Raw genomic sequence first — 18560 nt, forward strand, 5'->3', positions numbered from 1 at the left:
AATCGTATTATCCTTCATTTATAAAAAATGATAGTAAAGATCACTTTATTCGACTATTAAAACAATGTAAATTTGTAATATGAAAGAAAAGCTGTTACTCGATGTAGAAATATATGTTGCAGAGCTGTTAAATAAACAGCTAGCTTCAACAAACTATTACCACAACGCTATTCATACTAGAAACGTTGTCACCAGTATTACAGAATTAACCAACAGAGAACAATGCACAGAACAAGAGACTTTAGCCTTATTATTGGCGGGTTGGTTTCATGATACGGGTTATATTTATACAGATATTGGTCATGAAGAAGAAAGCGTTAAGATTGCACGTTCTTATCTAAAGGAACAAGATGTTCCTGAAGAACTGCTAGACCAAGTTGAGCAGTTAATTCTAGCAACAAAAACGGATCTTAATCCTAATAACAAGCTCGAATCTATTATTAAAGATGCCGATTGTGGGCATATTGCTTCTGATGACTATTTAGATATTTCGGAAAATTTACTAAAAGAGATAAATGCTAAAAATGACCATACACTTTCTGATATAGAATGGATGGAACAGAACATCGCCTTTCTTAAAAACCATTCGTTTTATTCCGATTCTGCTAAACAAATTTGGCAACCTAAAAAGGAGCTTAATGTATTAGAAATTCAAAAAAAGTTACATAAACTAACTGCTAAGGAGAATAAAAAAGATAAAAATACAAGGTTTGGAAGAGGTGTTGAAACGATGTATCGTGTGCAATTAAAAAATCACATAGAATTAAGTGCTATTGCAGATACCAAAGCCAACATACTACTATCTGTAAACGCAATAATTATTTCTGTAGCCTTATCTAACTTAATTCCTAAACTAGACAATCCTTCCAATTTATTTTTAGTGTATCCTACCTTAATTTTAATGCTTTTTAGTGTTGCCTCTGTAGTCTTATCTGTATTATCTACACGTCCTAAAATATCTAATGTTGCCATTACAAAAGATATGATTAAGGAGAAAAAAACTAATATTCTATTTTTTGGAAATTTTCATAAAATGAATTTGCAAGATTTTGAATGGGGAATCGACTATTTAATGGATAATGAAGAAACGTTATACAATTCACTTACAAAAGATTTGTATTATTTAGGCTTGGTGCTAAATAGAAAATATAAATTATTACGTATCACCTATACCGTTTTCATGTTCGGAATTATTATCTCGGCAGCAGCATTTATTTATAGTTATTATATAAACATGCCTGTATAATATTAATTTAAACGCTATGAAAAACAAAACTACAGGACCTTTTAAAGTAAATATATCTTTACGCTTATTAAGGGATAAATTTATAGACTTATTAGACTCTAATAATGTTTCGGTGCAAACACAAGCGAAGCAAGCTTTAGAATTATTTGATAAACATCCTATTTTATCTACTGGAACAAATACTACTGAAGATTTTCTGAAGCATAAGCCTATCATAGACCAGTTGATGTCTTATATTTTCCCATCAGCCTTAACGGACAATGAGATTAAAGCAGCGGTTACCCCGTATACTAGTGATGTTTTTTACTGTAGTTCAAGATTAGAAAGCATTATTAAAAATGCAGAAGCAAGCGAAAATGTATTTAATGAACTGTATAAGGATTATGAAGACTCTTTTGATTTGCTTACCTATGCTATTATATTGAATATCCATTACAAATTTAATGTCGATTTTGAACGACCAAAAACCTTATCTATTACAGACAAAAATGGTGACAGAAAGCGTTATCGTGTGGCTTTTAATGCCGACTTCCTAGACATCTACCCTAACGAAAATGCCATTGAAATTACTGAAGAAATTTTAGATGAATTATTAAGCAACGCTAGTGATATTGAGATTTGGAAAAAATACTTCCCTAAAGATTCATGGACTATTGAAGGCTTTGGTATAGTAAACCTTATAGACACCTCGTTAGACGAACGCATTGATGATTTTAAAACCCATTTAATACAACCTAATAACGAAAGTTTTCAATATTTAATTGAAGACATTAGACGCATATTTAACAATCCAGATTTGCAACTTGGAAGCTACAGTGTAGAGCACGACAAGATTATCTCTCCTTTTGATAGGAATTTTAATATGCTAACACTAGTACCAGATGAAGATGTAAGCATTAATGAATATGCCTGCGAACATATTAACTGTCAATTGTTTAAAGATTGTAAACCAATTATTATTTCCAACGTAGAAACGTATCATAAAAGAACTAAAGGCAATAGGCTAAGTAGTACGTTATTAAAAAAAGGTTTTAAAAGTGTAGCCCTCATTCCTGTTCCTATTAATGGTGAATTAGGTTTTATTATAGAGTTGGCAGCATTTAAGCCCAACCAGCTTAATGCCATTAATATGGTAAAGTTAGATACCATTTTACCTTTTATTTTAAGTTACTCTAAACGTACGTTTTCAGAACATCAAAATGAAATCAGTGCCATTATACAACAAGAATGTACAGCTATCCATCCTTCTGTACAATGGCGTTTTGAAGAAGAAGCTAACAAATACATACAAGAACGAAACTTTGGAGAGAATCCGGTTTTTCAAGAAATTGTATTTAAAGATGTCATTCCTCTTTTTGGACAAATAGACGTGGTTGGTTCATCAAATGCACGAAACGAAGCCATTAGAATAGACCTAACAAGACAATTAGAAAAAAGTAAAGACATCCTTAAAAATAGGATTAAAATAAATTTACCGTTTTACGAACAGTTAATTTTTCAAATTGACAATTATTTAGCGGAATTAAAAGACAATTTCCACACCAATTCAGAACAAGAAATTAATATCTTTTTCGAAAAACAACTCTTTCCTTTATTCGAACATTTTCAGAAAAATTCTAAAGGCATTGAAGATGTCGACGAATTTCTTAAAACAATTGACAAAACAACAAGTAGTTTATATGACGCTAGAAAAGCCTATGATATTACTATTGAAAAAGGAAACAAAACTCTGTCTTCATTTTTAGACCAACAACAACTAAAAGCTCAAGAGATATTTCCACATTATTTTGAAAAATTCAAAACAGATGGCATTGAGCATAATTTATATATCGGACAATCTATTTCTAAGCATTTAAACTATCATCCCACTGTATTGTACAACTTACGTTTATGGCAATTACAAGTGACTTGCGAAATGGAAGCGATGTACTACGAAAAGCAAAAAGAATTCCCTTTACAATTAGAAGTGGCATCCTTAATTCTTGCTTATGATATCCCGATTACCATTCGTTATCGCATAGATGAAAAACAATTTGATGTTGATGGAGCTTATAATGTACGTTACGAAATGATTAAAAAGCGTATAGACAAAGCCCACATTAAAAATACAAACGAGCGTTTAACACAACCACATAAACTTTCTGTTGTGTATTCTAGTAATGCCATGGAGAAAGAATATTTAGCTTATTTCCAATTTCTACAAGCCAAAAATTATATTGGAACTAATATCGAAATTGTAGAATTAGAAGAGCTTCAAGGAGCTAGTGGTATAAAAGCGATTAGAGTAGACATTAACAGAAAGCTAAAAAAAGTATCGGATATTTTTACAATAGAAGATTTACAGGCCGTATAAGAAGAAATCACAGAATGAAAACAAAACTATTAATTGGTTTAATTAGTATGGGACTTATTATAAGTAGTTGTGCTACTTATAATTCCCACAATGTTAATGTTAGCGATAAAGAGCTTAAACAAATAGATAAGAATACCACTAATGTTTTTTTAATAGGAGATGTAGGAAAGCCTGAAGCGGATGGCACAGCTCCAAAAACATTATTAAAACTACAACATCAATTTGCTAAAGCAGACAAAGATGATTTCCTATTGTTTCTTGGAGATAACATCTATCCTCGCGGTGTACCTTTAAAAAATGACAAAGCCATTAAAGCGGCAGAACACGCATTAAAGCTTCAATTAGACGTTGCCAAAACATTCCCTGGAAATGTTTATTTTATTCCAGGAAATCATGATTGGTATAGTGGTTTAAAAGGTCTGAAGGCACAAGAGAAAATGGTTGAAGATGCCTTAGGAAAAAACACCTTTCAACCAGAAAACGGCTGTCCAATTGAGAAAATTAAAATTAGTGATGATATTGTTATGCTAATTATAGATTCGCATTGGTACATTACCAATTGGAATAATCATCCCACAATTAATGATGATTGTGACATAAAAACTAGAGCCGATTTTTTAGATGAATTTAGAAGTGAAATAAAAAAAGCAAGAGGAAAAACTACCTTAGTTGCCATACATCATCCTATGTATAGTAACGGACCACATAATGGCCGTTATGGTGTAAAAGAAAACATGAAACCTATACCTGTACTTGGCACCTTAAAAAATATTTTAAGAACCTCTACTGGTATTGTAAATGCAGATTTGTCTAATCCATTTTACAATGAATTAAGAAAAAACCTTATTGCTGTGGCCCAACAAAACGAGAATGTTATTTTTCTATCAGGACATGAGCATAATTTACAATACTTAGAGTTTGATAATGTAGCTCAAATCATCAGTGGCTCTGGTTCTAAAACTACACCTGTAAGAATGCGTAATCCTAATAATTATGGCCATGCTATTCCTGGCTATGCGTTACTTAACATAGGAAACAATAAGGCTGTAGATGTACAATTTTTTAATTCAAATTCTGAAGAAGTCGAATTTTTCAAACAAATAAAACAGCCAGAACAAGTTTCTGAAACAGAATATGCTAAAATAATTACAGATTCTATAAGTGCATCAATCTACTCAAAAGAAGACACTAATAAATCTGGTTTTTATAAGTTCTTATGGGGAAACAGATACAGAGACGATTATAGTACAAACGTTAAAGCAAAGGTTGTTAACCTAGATACCTTAATAGGTGGCTTAACACCTTTTAGAAAAGGAGGAGGTACACAATCTAAGACGCTTCACTTAAAAGCTTCAGATGGGAAACGCTATGTTATGCGTGCTATGAAAAAGCAAGCAGATCAATTTATGCAAGCCGCTATTTTTAAAGACCAGTATGTCGAAGGACAATTTACTAATACAGCTTCAGAACATTTATTAGAAGATATTTTTTCTGGCGCCTATCCGTATGCACCTTTTGTTATAGGAACCTTATCTGATGCAATAAACCTATCTCATTTAAATCCTAACTTATATTATGTGCCCAAACAAAATGCCTTAGGCTTATATAATGAAGATTTTGGTAATGAACTATACCTTTTTGAAGAACACCCTTCTGATGGTCATGTTGAGTTAGCAACTGGGAATTTTACAGGGGAGATTGTAAGTACAGTAGATATGTTAAAAGACGTATTAAGTGACGAATCTAAAATTATAGATGAAAAAGAATTTATTAAAGCGCGATTGTTTGACATGTTAATTGGTGATGCAGATAGGCATCAAGACCAATGGCGTTGGTTGGTATTTGAAACCAAAGGAAAAACAATTTACAAACCCTTACCAAGAGATAGAGATCTTGCCTTTTCTAAAATGTCTGATGGTTTTTTGTTTGGAACAGGCGTAAAACTGATTCCTGCAGCAAGAAAATTTAGAAAATATGAAGCCGATTTAAAAGATGTTAAAGGATTTAATGTCTCTGGATTTCCGTTAGATGTTGCATTTATTACAGATTCTAACAAATTGACTTGGGACGAACAAGTACAATTTATTCAATCTCAAATAACAGATACAGTTATAGATGAAGCGTTTAACCATATTCCAAAAGAAGTAAATCCGCAATCTATCATAGAAATTAAAAAAATTCTAAAAGAAAGACGAACACACCTACAACAAATTTCAGATAGATATGTAAAATTAATAAGTAAACATGCCATTCTAACAGGAACGAATAAAGACGACTACATTCATGTTAAAGCTTTAGAAAATGATGACGTAGAAGTATCCATATACCGTAAAAAAGATGATACTATTAAGGATCGTTTTCATCATAAAATCTATCACCCAAAAACAACTAAAGAAATATGGATTTATGGTTTAGATGATGATGATAGCTTTGTGGTTGAAGGAAAAATTTCTAAAATCAAAGTGCGTTTTATTGGTGGACAAAACAATGATGATTATAAGGTAGCATCTGGCAAAAACGTTATTATCTACGATTACGAATCGAAGAAAAACGATTTATCACAGGCTAAAAAAGCTAGAATTAAATTAACAGACGACTATAACACAAACGTCTATGATTATAGAAAAATAAAGAATAATGTCAATCAAATCATTCCTACTCTAGGTGCCAACCCAGACGATGGTTTAAAATTAGGTTTTACAAACACTTATACGGTTTATGGCTTTGAACGCAACCCATTTACATCTCAACATGAAGTAAAAGCGGCTTATTATTTTGCAACCGATGGTTATGAATTAAACTATAAAGGTGAGTTTGCAAATGTTATTGGAAGCTTAAATTTTGGATTTCAAGCGCATTTTCAAAGTCCTAATTACAGTGTCAATTTCTTTGGTTATGGTAATGAAACTGAAAATAATGATGACGACTTTGGTTTAGATTATAACCGCGTAAAAACTAGAATTTTTCGTTTAAGTCCTCAACTGATCTGGAATTCTAAACGCGGAAGTCTTATTCATTTTGGTGTTAGTTATGAAGTCAATGAAATTCACAATAGTGATAATCGTTTTGTATCAGACTATAGTTTATTACCAAATAATGTATTTGATGAAGAGCATTTTGGTGGTATAAACGCAACGTATAACTACTCTAACTACGATAATAATGCCTACCCAACTAATGGAATGAATTTCTCAATTGCAACAGGTTATAAAGACAATTTAGAAGTCAGCAATCGTGATTTCGGATATCTGATTACTGATATTGGTTTTGCAAGAAAACTAAATCCTTCAGGGCGATTAGTACTGGCTACTAAATTAAAAAGTCATGTAAATTTTGGTGATGGTTTTGAATTCTATCAAGCTGCTTCTATAGGAGGAATTGATGGCTTAAGAGGCCACAGAAACCAACGTTTTACAGGAAAAAGTGCCTTTTATCAAAATACCGATTTGAGGTATAGTTTTAACCGCATGAAAACAAGATTAATTCCAATAAAATTAGGGATCTATGGCGGCTTTGATTATGGTCGTGTTTGGATTGAAAATGAAACCTCAGAAAAATGGCATAATGCCTATGGTGGAGGATTTTTTATTAATGCTGTAGATTTATTGTCTGCTAATTTGGGGGTATTTAATTCTTCTGATGGTGTTAGAGTAGCCTTTGGAATGGGCTTTGATTTTTAAAAGATACCAATGTGTTACAATTTTTTAATAGGAAGTAAATTGCTATAACAGTAGTAACTTTTAGTTTCTACTATTTGTGATAGCTAATTATTAATTGGTTATCATTAATCGTAATACCGTTACTTAAAAGTTACAAGGATATCTGCCACCTTTTGTAAATCAGACTCATTGATTTCTGTTTGCAGTGCTAATGGAAATAATTGTTGACCAGGTCTAGCGACAAATGCAGCTCTCCAGCCAGCCCAAAGCGCTCCTGCAACATCCCAACCATGTGCCGCAATAAGCATACACTCTTCTGGTTTCACACCCATTTTACGAGCTCCCCAATTATAGACATCTGTAAATGGTTTAAATTTCCCAATACCTTCTATACTTAAACATTCATCAAAATAGTCTGTTAGTCCTGCACTTTCAAATTGTTTTTTTACACCTTCATTAGATGAATTAGTAAACGATACCAATTTGTAACCATCTTTTTTTAGTTGAGCCAATGCGGCTTTAACTTCTGAATGTGCTGGCAGTCCTCTTAAAGCATTAATAACGACATTTCTAGCCTCTTCTTCTGACATCGAAATGCCATTATTTGCAGCAACCATTTGTAATGCTGCTGCACCTATATGATCAAAATGTTCGTATTGTCCACTAGCAGTAGTTACTAATGAGTATTGTAACATCGTAGTAAACCAAAGCGATAATAAATCTTCTCTACCATTTAGGGCTTCACCAACTTGCTTTTTCATTTTAGTGAGATCTAAAAGCGTTTCGTTAACATCAAAAAATAATACTTTTGGTCTTGTTTCCTTCGTCATAGTTGTTGTTTATATCCTAGTCTTTTAATAGATATATATCTAATTACTCTGCTGTAATTAATTCAGAAAGCACTTGTTTAAAAGTATCTACAGGTTGCGCTCCAGTAACGGCACTTTTTCTATTAAATACAATTGTAGGCACAGAGTTTACGCCTAAACTTTTCCAATAATTCTGTTTGTTTCTAATGTCTAAACGCTCCTCTTCATTATCTAATTTTGCTAAAGCGTCTTCTGCATTTAAACCCACTTTTAAAAGCGCTTCTTTTAAGATTTCTTTTTTAGAAACATCTTTACGGTCACTAAAAAACGCTTTTGTTAGCTGCATTTTTAATTCGGTCTGCTTGTTAAAGTCTTTGGCATATTCTAATAAAATATGAGCATCAAAGGTGTTTACCATGCGCATGTCATCAAAATAATCGAATTTAAAACCCAACTCATCACCTGCAGCTTTCATGTGCTGTTGTGATGCTTTTTGTTGCTCTAAAGTAGCGCCGTATTTTTCTGTAATGTGCTCTATTACATTCTGACCTTCGGCTGGCATATTCGGATTCAATTCAAAGGGCTGCCATGCTATGTCTATTTGATTTTCTATTCCTAATTCTGAAATCGCTTTTTCTAGACGTTTATAACCAATGGTACACCATGGACACACGACATCTGAAACGATATCTATTTTTAATTTCTCTTTCATATTAAAAGGGGATTAATTCACTAATTTGAAGTTCTGCCTGTACATTACTGTAGTTTTTTACATCGGCAGCAAAAGTCGCCGCATGAGGACCAAAAGCCTCTTGAAAGGAATCAATATCATCAAATAATAGATGTGCAATAGCTACATAAGGAGCAGGTTCACCTGGAACTCTACTTGCCATACCTAAATCTAATTCTAATCGTTTTAAAGCATTCCCTACTAATTTTGTTACCATTGGTAAGTGTTTCTTTTGGTAATAATCTACATCAAACTGAACATTTTCGCTGTTTGGATACATTACAGAAACTTTTATCATAATTGTATGTTTTAAGATTAATAAACCTTCCGAATACACGGAAGGTTTATAGCTATCAATCAATCTGTGGTTTTAGGGTTTAGGATACCACATTGTCTTTAGACCACTCAAACTTTTTAAAACCAGCATCTACAGGTGTATTTGCAATATGGTTTACATAATTACTTATTGTTTTTTGAGATAATCCTAAAATAATTCCTAATACTTGTGCTTCACCATAACCAGCAGCATAAAAAGCATCTAAATCTGCTTGCGTTACATGACCGCGATTTCTAACAATAGTTAATGTCATTGTTCTTAAGGCTTCCAATTTTTCGTTTTTTAAAGGAGTTTCATTACGTAATGCTTCGGTAATGGCATCATCAACCTTCATCATTTTTGCGATACCTGTATGTGCAGGAACACAGTAATGACATCCGTGTTCTACGTTAATCGTTTGCCACACAACCGTTAATTCTTCTTCGTTAAATGAAGAGTCAACAAATAACTGATGTAAGGTTTGGTAAGCTTCTAAAATTTTTGGTGCTCCAGCTAATACTCCATGTAAACCAGGAATCATTCCGTAGGCTTTTTGAGAGTTTTCTAGTAGTCCTTTACTTCCTTCTGGAGCTGTTTCAATATTGTGAACTTTTAATGTTGTCATAATTTTTCTTTTTTCAGTTTATTATTAATTTTATCTAAACGTACGTTTAGTTATTTTTCAAAAAAAATGTTTATATATTTTTGAAGGTCATTTCAATATAATCTTCAATTTCTGCTTTAGTGTTAACTCTTGCTGCAGCTGCTAAACCATGCTTTGCTAACAATAAATAGTTGGCTTGTTTTTTTATTGTTTCTTCATCTTTTGAAGCATCCATTTGTAACTTTTCTGTAATTAGAGCTTTTAAATTATCCATAAAAAAATGCATCTGTTCTTGAATTAATTCATCATCTTTTTCTGAAAACTCATTATACGTATTTGTTATTAAACAACCTTTTAAGTTGTCGTCTTTAAAATTAGAACTTACAGAATCGTAAAAAAACTGTTTAATGTCTTCTACTCCATTAGTACCTTTTTTTAATTTATCTAGAATAGCATGCACTTTTGATTTGTAATGCTTTAGACTTTCAAGAAATAAGCCTTGTTTACTACCAAAACTAGCATATATAGAAAATTTATTAATGCCCATTTCTTTTTCGAGCATTTGCATAGAAGTGGTTTCATAACCATTTTTCCAGAAAAGCCGCATTGCTTTTTCTAGGACTTCTGTTTCATTATATTGTTTTTTTCTAGCCACTAATTCTGATTACACCACAAAACTAAACAATCGGTTAGTTATAAAAAAGATTTTAACACTAGTTTATGTATTTGAAACCATCAATACAGTACTGCCTTTTCAACACCTGCTGCTTTAAACACTACTAATCAGGCAGATATACAAACTAAACTACCAACTACAACACACATTGTTTAAAAATCTCTTCTAAGGTTTTATTTGGGTCGCTACATAAACCTGGATGCGTTTTAGAGCTTTGGATAATGGTACTTCGGCAAGCGGTTAACCATCTAAACCTATCTGACAACTCCATTTTTCCAATTCTTCCACCTTGAGGCTCACCTTTACATACCTGTTGCCAAGCATTTAAATAGTTTTCTAGCATTTGAACCTCAATATCAGTTGAAAACGCCTTCAATTTATCTTGATTGATGTGATATTTTATTTCTAGAAATTTTTTTCGTTTAGAGAATAGAATGACTCCTACATTAAAGAATTCTTCGCGTTCTACTTTAGGAACAAACCTAATTATGGCATATTCAAATGTATATCTATCTTGCATCTTCGGCTTCTTTAACTAATACATCAATTTTTGCAAATCTTGTATTTATAAACTTAATATATGCATCTCTCATTTCTGTTGCTGTCATCGTATCTGCTTCACTTAACAACCAATCTTCTGGTATATTTGAAACAATTTCAGCTATTTTATCACGATTGAGCAATTGTTGGATTTCTTTTGAAGCCTCATTTAATTTGGTGGCGTTTTGTAAAAGCACATGATCTTTTACAAGTGGAAACGTTCTGGTAAGATGATTTTCCCAATTTTTCCAATCGTGATGAAAGTAGAAACTCGCTCCATTATCTATAATCCAAAGTTCTTTGTGCCAATGCAGTAAATTTGTGTTTTTAGCGGTTCTATCAATATTACTAATTATGCTATCTAATAGTACCACTTTTGATGCTGTTAATGCATCTACTGTACTAACTAATGGATCATAAGTAATAGCTTCAGATAAAAAATGCAATCCAAGATTTAAACCAACACTAAACTTAAGTAAGTCCTGAATTTCTTCATCTGGTTCTGTTTTACTAAACGAATCATCAAGATTCATAAACACCAATTCTGGTACTTTTAAATTAATTGCACGTGCAATTTCACCTCCAATAAACTCTGCAATTAGTGCTTTTTTACCTTGTCCTGCTCCTCTAAACTTAAGCACATACAAAAAACCATCATCTGCCTTAACTATAGCAGGAAGTGAACCACCTTCTCGCAAAGGCTGTACATATTGAGTAACATTTACTGTTCGGATATCGATTTTACTCATAATTACTAATAATGTAATGCACTAAATTAAATATGATACATAACTAAATTTAATAAGATTATATACGGAATGACTCTTAACGTTTATTAAAATGACTAACTTATTAAGTTAAAGGAAATTTTAATTCCCTGAATAATCATACCTGTTCCAATAATTGCAATAATTAATCCCATTATTTTTCCAATCACAGAAATTACATTATTACCAACTATTCTTACGATTAAATCACTTAGTCTAAAGGTAAAATACGTTAACAAACTCATTGATCCAAATATAAGAATTACTAACATGATATGTATTGTTTCAACATTAGCTACAAAGTTCATCGCTGTAACAATGGTTCCTGGTCCGGCTAAAATTGGAATAGCTAAAGGTGAAACAGCAATATCTTCATCAATATTTACATTGTCAATACTTTTAACATTAGACCTTTTAGATTGTAGCATATCAAAACCAATAAAAAAGATTAAAACACCACCTGTAATCTTAAATGCAGGAATGCTGATATTAAATAATTCAAAAATATATTTTCCTAAAAGAACAAATACAGTTACAATTACAAATGCAATAATATTTGATCGTTTATTTATATCTCTTTTTGTTTTTGCATCTGCTCCTTGGGTTAAGGATAAGAAAACAGTCATATTTGATATCGGATTCGTTATGGCAAAAAAGGCCGTAAAGACCGTTATTGAAAATGTAATTAAATTATCCATAGGTACATAAAATTGAATCTTGAAAGAAATTGAATTAGTTCTATTTTACCAAAGATTTTTATTTGTTTTTTTATGAAATAGATTCTGACAATAAAAAAACCTGTAAAGAGAACTTTACAGGTTTTTCATTTCTATAGTAACTAGTTCTATTTAATCTCTACTAACTCTAAATCAAAAACTAATTCTTGACCAGCTAATGGATGATTTCCATCTAAAATAACATGATCTTCATTTACCTCAACTATTCTAAATTGGTGCTCATTTCCTTGTGCATCTCTAGATGCTAATCCTAAACCAACTGCAGGCTCCATTTCTGGTGGCAATTGTGTTTTTTCGACTTTATGAAATAATTCTTTAATGATATCTCCATAAGCTTCTGCTACTGGAATATCAACCGTTTTTTTGTCATTCACCTTCATATCGATAACTGCTTTTTCAAAACCAGGAATCAACATACCTTGTCCTAATGTGAATTCTAATGGCTCACGCTCTAAAGAACTATCGAATATTTGTCCGCTTTTTAATTTTCCTGTGTAATGAACTTTTACAGTATCATTTTCTTTTACTTGACTCATAAATTTTAATTTCATATTAAATAAGATGCAAAACTATTATTTATAATAGAGAATAAAGAATGATACTTAAGGTTTTGTATGGTTTTTAAGAAAAACTTAACGTGACCATTGAAAACCTAAGAGAATTAACCATTTACCTTGTACTCACATCGAAGCTAATTAATTAACCATTCCTCTGTAATAATCTAGAACTTTTACACGTAACAAGTATTCATATTTTGCATTGGCAAGGTTTACTTTAGCATTGTCTAAATTATTTTTACTAGTGATATAATTTAAGAAATTAGACACTCCACTTTTAAATCGGATATCATTAATACGATAAGATTCCTGATAAGCCTCTACTTGTTTTTCTAAACTTTTATGACGTTTATAAGCGGCTTCCATATCAAAATACACCTGAGCAATGGCATTTTTTATATCTACATGTGTACGCTCTAATTCTAGTATGGATTCTTCAACTTTAATTTTTTCTAAAGCCACATTGTTTTTCGCTCTAAAACCATTGAATAATGGCACATTAACCTGAATACCAACAACCGTATTGAGGTTATTATCTAGCTGGTCGGTATAATCAATATCTTCTGAAGCAAAATTGGTCTGTTCTGTCATAATCGGCAAATCTTCAGCGTCAACCGTTACAAAATCTCCAGTTTCAACAAAACTTGACCCTGTGGCGGTAAATAATTCCGCTGCGCTAGAATAATTTGTATTTAAACCTCCGAAAAGTGAAATTTCGGGTGTAAACTGAGACTTGGCAATACTCACCCCTTTTTTAGCGGCTTCTATACGCAATTCCTTAGCTTTAAATGTGGCCAGGTTCCGAATAGCGTCTTCAAAAACAGTATTGACAGAAACTTCATATTTATTAAAATCTAGAAGTAAGCCATCGGCTTCTAAGTGAATATCTTCTTTTAAATTCATTAATTGCTGTAAACTTAATTTGGCATTATTTAAGCTACTTTCAGCTACTAAGACACTGGTTTCATCGCTTGCCAACTGCCCTAAAATATCAGCGTAATCTGCAGGATTCCCTGATTCGTTATCGTAAAAATCTTGTTGAATTTTAAGCTGTTGTTTTGTTGTTTCTAATCGGGATTTAGCCAACTCTAATACATCTTTTGCATTTAAAACTTGAAGATAGCCCAAGGTGACATTCAATATTAAATCTTGTTGCGCTGCTTCAATTTCTAAGTCGGAAGCTTTTTGATTCAATCGGTTTTGTTTGGCCGCGTTTAATAATCGAAAACCATTAAAAATGGTCATATCTAAACTCAATCCTAAGTTAGAAAAGGTTAATTCTTGATTGATATAGGCGTTGGTAAATGGGTCGATACTTCTGCCATCATTAACACCCAAATTAAAACTACCATTAAGACTAGGTAACACATTGGCTTTGGATTGTTGGTAATTTACTTTTGCTGAATTGGCTTGTAGGTTCGTCGATTTTAAATCGAGATTGTGCTCTAAAGCGATAGCAATACAATCGTCTAAAGTATAACTTGTGTTCGTTGTATTTTGAGCAAAACCAGCCCAACTCATCATTACAATGATGATTAATAGTATGAGTTTATGTATCATGATTTCTTTATTTTAAAACACCCCTAAAGTCAACTCAAGAGAAAATTTCAGTTAAATATTTATACTATTTTTCCATCAAGTAGATTAATAATTCTAGAACCATAAGCAGCATTACTTTCAGAATGTGTGGCTTGTATTATGGTGACTCCTTCTTTATTTAACTGAGCAAAGAGTTCCATGATTTCCTCGCTTTGTTTAGAGTTGAGATTACCAGTTGGTTCGTCTGCTAAAATGAGCTTTGGTTGTCCTATTAACGCTCTGGCAATCCCCACTAATTGTTGTTGCCCTCCACTTAATTGTATTGGGAATAAATCTTTCTTTCCAACGATATTAAAACGGTCTAGCATATCGGCAACCATCGCTTTACGTTCTGATGATTTTATGTTTTTATAGAGTAATGGTGTTTCTATATTTTCGTAAACCGTGAGTTCGTCAATTAAATGATACGCCTGAAACACAAAACCGATATATTCTTTATAGAGTTTAGAGCGGTTTTTTTCTTTCATGCTATGCACAGGTTCTCCTAAAAAGGTATAACCTCCACCTGTAAAATTATCTAACATACCAATACAATTCAACAAAGTAGATTTCCCAGAACCCGAAGGTCCCATAAGTGAGATGAATTCTCCCTCTTCCACATTTAAATTAATAGTATCTAACAACGTAACTTTGTTGCTTCCTGAATTGACTGTTCTTGTGGCTTCGTTTAAGCTTACTAATATATTTTTCATTTTGATTGATGTGTTTACTTTGGTTTCTTATAAGTAGCGTTTTATCTAAAAAAACACCCCTAATGTCCCCTCAAGGGGACAATCTAACTAAGACTAATTTTAGGAAAATATGATATTGTTTACACTATTTATAACTTAATCTATTCGTCTAATTTCATAATCGCCAAAACTCAGTCCTTTGTTAACTTCTGCTTCTCCTTTATATCGTAATGTCGCTTCTCCATAAGCTGTAAACTTTATACGTTCTGAAGCTTGAATTTTAAACACGGCTTCTCCATATGCTTTAAGTTTCGACGATTTATTATCAACGTCTACAAGATTGATAATTCCTGCTCCATACGCTGTAATATTCTGCTTAACTGTAGTTCCTTTTTTAATTATCAATTCACTTTCTCCATAAATATCGACATTGAATGTATCAATATTAACATCGTTAAATCTGACTTGAGATTCCCCATACATATAAAGCTTGAACTTTTCCGCTTCAATTAAACTCTGACATAAAGTACGTTGCTCACCTCTAACAGATAGTGTTTCAATGCTTTTATAAGTCACACGGATAGTTAGCACTTTCCCTTTGTAAATAGGCACTTTGCGCTCTACACCATCGATAATAACTTTTTCATGCTTGGTGGTTTCTTTAGCATCATCTAAATACACACGAAGTGTGTTTTTATTCACTTCAATATTTATTTTGTCTTCTGGTTCTGTATTGTCTAATATCGTTACAGATTCTTCGTCTCCTTGAACAAATGTGGTTTCGATATGTGGACTTATGATAACCTTATCAAAGGATTCAACCATTTGTTTTGTTTGTGCTAGCACCATTTGACTTATTAAAATCAAAATTAGTAGTGCTATGTATTTTATAGTTTTCATATTATGCTTTTTTTAAATTTTTATTCGGTTTTTAAACTATCCACAGGATTTGCAATTGCCGCTTTAATCGCCTGAAAGCTTACCGTCACCATTGCAATTACAATAGCAACTATTCCAGCTATGACAAAAATCCATCCATTGATTTCTATGCGGTAGGCATAATTCCCTAGCCAATTATCCATAACATACCAAGCCACAGGAATAGCAATTACAATGGCAAGACCAACGAGTTTTAAAAAGTCTTTAGATAATAATTTGACAATACCAGAAACACTTGCTCCTAAAACTTTACGAACTCCAATTTCTTTGCTACGCTGTTCTGCGGTGTATGCTGCCAATCCAAAAAGTCCCAAACATGAAATAAGAATGGCCAATAAGGCAAAAAGCTGAGATAGCTTCCCAACGAGTTGTTCACTTTTAAATTTAGCGTTAAACGCATCATCTACAAAACTGTATTCAAAAGGAAATGCTGGGTTGTGTTTTTTCATTACTGCTTCAATTTTAGACAACACATCGCTAGTTCCTATTTTAGGATTTGTTTTTAAATACATATAGCTCGCTTCACCATGGTAGTTAAAAAATAGCACAGGATCACTTTGTCCATACATGTCATCAAAAAGGTAATCTTTTACAACACCAACAACCGTATAGATATCTCCTCGATCTATCTTCTTACCAATTGCACTGCCTTGCCCCATCAGTTTAGCAAACGATTCTGTAATTAAAACACTCGTACTGTCTTTTACCATGTTTTCATAAAACCCACGACCTTCAACGAGTTCCATACCTGCAGTTTCCAAGAAATCGGAACTAATATATCTAAAGAAAATTAAGACGTCTTCTGTGTTTGTTCCGCCTGTCCACGTTAAGTTAGAACCATTATTACCTCCATTTAAAATCCCTGAATTGTTTAAACCCACGCTTGAAACCGCACCTGTTTGTATTAAATCTTGTTTAATGACATCAAATTTTTCAATCATGGTTCCATTGACATTTAACGAAATCAATTGGTCTTTATCAAAACCTAAGTCTCTATTTTTTATATGTTGAAGTTGTTGGTATACCAAAATGGTACAAATAATAAATACGATTGAAATTGTAAACTGACCAACAACGAGTCCTTTCCGGATATAATTGGCAGAACCTTGAGTGACTTTTAACCCTTTTAAAACCTCAACAGGCTTAAATGAGGATAGATAAAAAGCAGGATACAGTCCTGCGAAGATGCCGCACACCAAGGTAATTCCTAATAAAAATACAATGTGAAATGGTTGCGACAATCCTAAAACTAAATCTTTTTCTATAAGTAAATTGAATTGCGGCAACAACACAAACAGGAACAGTACACTCACTAAACTAGCTATAAAAGCCAGAATTAAAGCTTCTGAAATAAATTGAAAAATTAATCTTGTGCGACCAGAACCCATCGCTTTTCTAACGCCAACTTCGTTTGCTCGTTTTTCGCTTCGTGCTGTGGATAAATTCATAAAATTAATACACGCAATGAGTAAGATAATTAAAGCAATGATAGTAAATAGTCTTACCGAATCTATGCGTCCACCAACTTGCTTTCCATTTTCAAAATGAGCTCTTAAGTGCCAATCTTTTATGGTATGTAAAAATGCTTTAGAATCGTTATCACCTGTTTTCTTCTCTAATAAACTTCTTACTTGAGCATCAACACTATTAAAATCGGCTTCTGGTGATAATTCTACAAAGGTATCGGCGAAAAAACTACCATAACCATTGGTCCACTCTTTGTCTCCACTCCAACGCTCAAATGGTGCAATCCAATTGATGGGAAATGTGACGTTTTTTGGAAGATTTTCAATCACTCCAGAAATTAAATAATTCTCAGTATTATCTACTTTGAGTACTTTACCAATAGCCTTTGTATTTTTGCCATAAAGCTGTTCTGCCGTTTCTTGCGTAATAACGATGGCTTCAGGATTATTGAAAGCCTCTTTAGCATTACCTTCAACAAATTTTAAGCTAAATATTGTTATAAAATCTTCATCTACAAAACGTCCACCACTATTAATGGCATTATCATTTACAGAAAATAATAAATCTCTATGTTTTGTACGAGATGCTTTTGCAACACCAGGAATTTCCGTTTTCATAGCTTCCGCAAATGGTCCTGGTGTAGAATTGAACGTTCTCCATTCTCCATCATATTCTTGATGCGTTGGCACATAATACACTTGATCTTGCTTTTCAAATTCCGAATCGAAACTCAACTCATCTTCAACCCATAGAAAGATTAAACTGGCACAGGTAATTCCGATGGCTAATCCGAAAATATTCAGAAAGCTATACCCTTTATTTTTACGTAACGTCCGGAATGCTATTTTTATATAATTTAAAATCATATTCTTTTTTTGACTGAATTAATT

The 18560-nt window shown here is 32.5% G+C and carries 16 protein-coding genes; 3 read left to right on the forward strand and 13 right to left on the reverse strand.

The genetic code is table 11. The features are described from left to right. Window positions 1–79: 79 nt before the first annotated feature. The 3 genes from KO504_RS06400 to KO504_RS06410 are packed head-to-tail and all read left to right on the forward strand — an operon-like array spanning window position 80 to window position 7279. A complete protein-coding gene (locus KO504_RS06400) occupies window positions 80–1246 on the forward strand; it encodes a Pycsar system effector family protein (RefSeq protein ID WP_215925497.1) in 1167 nt (388 codons plus the stop codon). A 16-nt stretch (window positions 1247–1262) separates the two neighbouring features. Further along, window positions 1263–3599: a hypothetical protein gene (locus KO504_RS06405; protein WP_252723627.1), complete on the forward strand. Its 2337-nt coding sequence runs from the start codon at window positions 1263–1265 to the stop codon at window positions 3597–3599. A gap of 14 nt (window positions 3600–3613) precedes the next feature. Then, window positions 3614–7279: a metallophosphoesterase gene (locus tag KO504_RS06410; RefSeq protein WP_215925498.1), complete on the forward strand. Its 3666-nt coding sequence runs from the start codon at window positions 3614–3616 to the stop codon at window positions 7277–7279. A 119-nt stretch (window positions 7280–7398) separates the two neighbouring features. Here the strand turns inward: KO504_RS06410 and KO504_RS06415 are convergent, their stop codons facing one another. The 13 genes from KO504_RS06415 to KO504_RS06475 all read right to left on the reverse strand — a co-directional run bounded on the left by KO504_RS06415 (window position 7399) and on the right by KO504_RS06475 (window position 18536). After that, window positions 7399–8088, reverse strand: coding sequence for a haloacid dehalogenase type II (locus KO504_RS06415; protein WP_215925499.1), 690 nt, complete (start codon window positions 8086–8088; stop codon window positions 7399–7401). A 43-nt stretch (window positions 8089–8131) separates the two neighbouring features. Then, a complete protein-coding gene (locus KO504_RS06420) occupies window positions 8132–8779 on the reverse strand; it encodes a DsbA family oxidoreductase (RefSeq protein ID WP_215925500.1) in 648 nt (215 codons plus the stop codon). A 1-nt stretch (window position 8780) separates the two neighbouring features. Continuing rightward, window positions 8781–9095, reverse strand: coding sequence for an EthD family reductase (locus tag KO504_RS06425; protein ID WP_215925501.1), 315 nt, complete (start codon window positions 9093–9095; stop codon window positions 8781–8783). A gap of 79 nt (window positions 9096–9174) precedes the next feature. Beyond that, window positions 9175–9738: a carboxymuconolactone decarboxylase family protein gene (locus KO504_RS06430; RefSeq protein WP_215925502.1), complete on the reverse strand. Its 564-nt coding sequence runs from the start codon at window positions 9736–9738 to the stop codon at window positions 9175–9177. Window positions 9739–9808: 70 nt separating this feature from the next. Continuing rightward, a complete protein-coding gene (locus tag KO504_RS06435; RefSeq protein WP_215925503.1) occupies window positions 9809–10372 on the reverse strand; it encodes a TetR/AcrR family transcriptional regulator in 564 nt (187 codons plus the stop codon). Between the two features lie 157 nt (window positions 10373–10529). Beyond that, a complete protein-coding gene (locus KO504_RS06440; RefSeq protein ID WP_215925504.1) occupies window positions 10530–10913 on the reverse strand; it encodes a DUF3037 domain-containing protein in 384 nt (127 codons plus the stop codon). Then, window positions 10903–11682: a HipA family kinase gene (locus tag KO504_RS06445; protein ID WP_215925505.1), complete on the reverse strand. Its 780-nt coding sequence runs from the start codon at window positions 11680–11682 to the stop codon at window positions 10903–10905. Before KO504_RS06445 ends, KO504_RS06440 begins: the two co-directional genes overlap by 11 nt. Window positions 11683–11777: 95 nt before the next feature. Further along, complete coding sequence (locus KO504_RS06450; RefSeq protein ID WP_215925506.1) at window positions 11778–12398, reverse strand: MarC family protein; 621 nt, start codon at window positions 12396–12398, stop codon at window positions 11778–11780. A 146-nt stretch (window positions 12399–12544) separates the two neighbouring features. After that, window positions 12545–12973 carry an FKBP-type peptidyl-prolyl cis-trans isomerase gene (locus KO504_RS06455; protein ID WP_215925507.1) on the reverse strand — a complete coding sequence of 143 codons (429 nt, stop codon included), beginning with the start codon at window positions 12971–12973 and terminating at the stop codon, window positions 12545–12547. Between the two features lie 159 nt (window positions 12974–13132). Further along, the gene (locus KO504_RS06460; RefSeq protein WP_215925508.1) at window positions 13133–14554 is read right to left on the reverse strand and encodes a TolC family protein; all 1422 of its coding nucleotides are present in this window, start codon (window positions 14552–14554) and stop codon (window positions 13133–13135) included. Window positions 14555–14613: 59 nt separating this feature from the next. Beyond that, window positions 14614–15285: an ABC transporter ATP-binding protein gene (locus tag KO504_RS06465; protein ID WP_215925509.1), complete on the reverse strand. Its 672-nt coding sequence runs from the start codon at window positions 15283–15285 to the stop codon at window positions 14614–14616. Window positions 15286–15420: 135 nt separating this feature from the next. Continuing rightward, on the reverse strand, window positions 15421–16164 hold the full coding sequence (locus tag KO504_RS06470) for a head GIN domain-containing protein (protein ID WP_215925510.1): 744 nt from the start codon (window positions 16162–16164) through the stop codon (window positions 15421–15423). Between the two features lie 20 nt (window positions 16165–16184). Further along, window positions 16185–18536, reverse strand: a complete 2352-nt coding sequence (locus tag KO504_RS06475; protein WP_215925511.1) for an ABC transporter permease — start codon at window positions 18534–18536, stop codon at window positions 16185–16187. Window positions 18537–18560 lie beyond the last annotated feature (24 nt).

Origin of the sequence: Winogradskyella psychrotolerans, from assembly GCF_018860565.1 — a bacterium.
Lineage (GTDB): Bacteria > Bacteroidota > Bacteroidia > Flavobacteriales > Flavobacteriaceae > Winogradskyella > Winogradskyella damuponensis.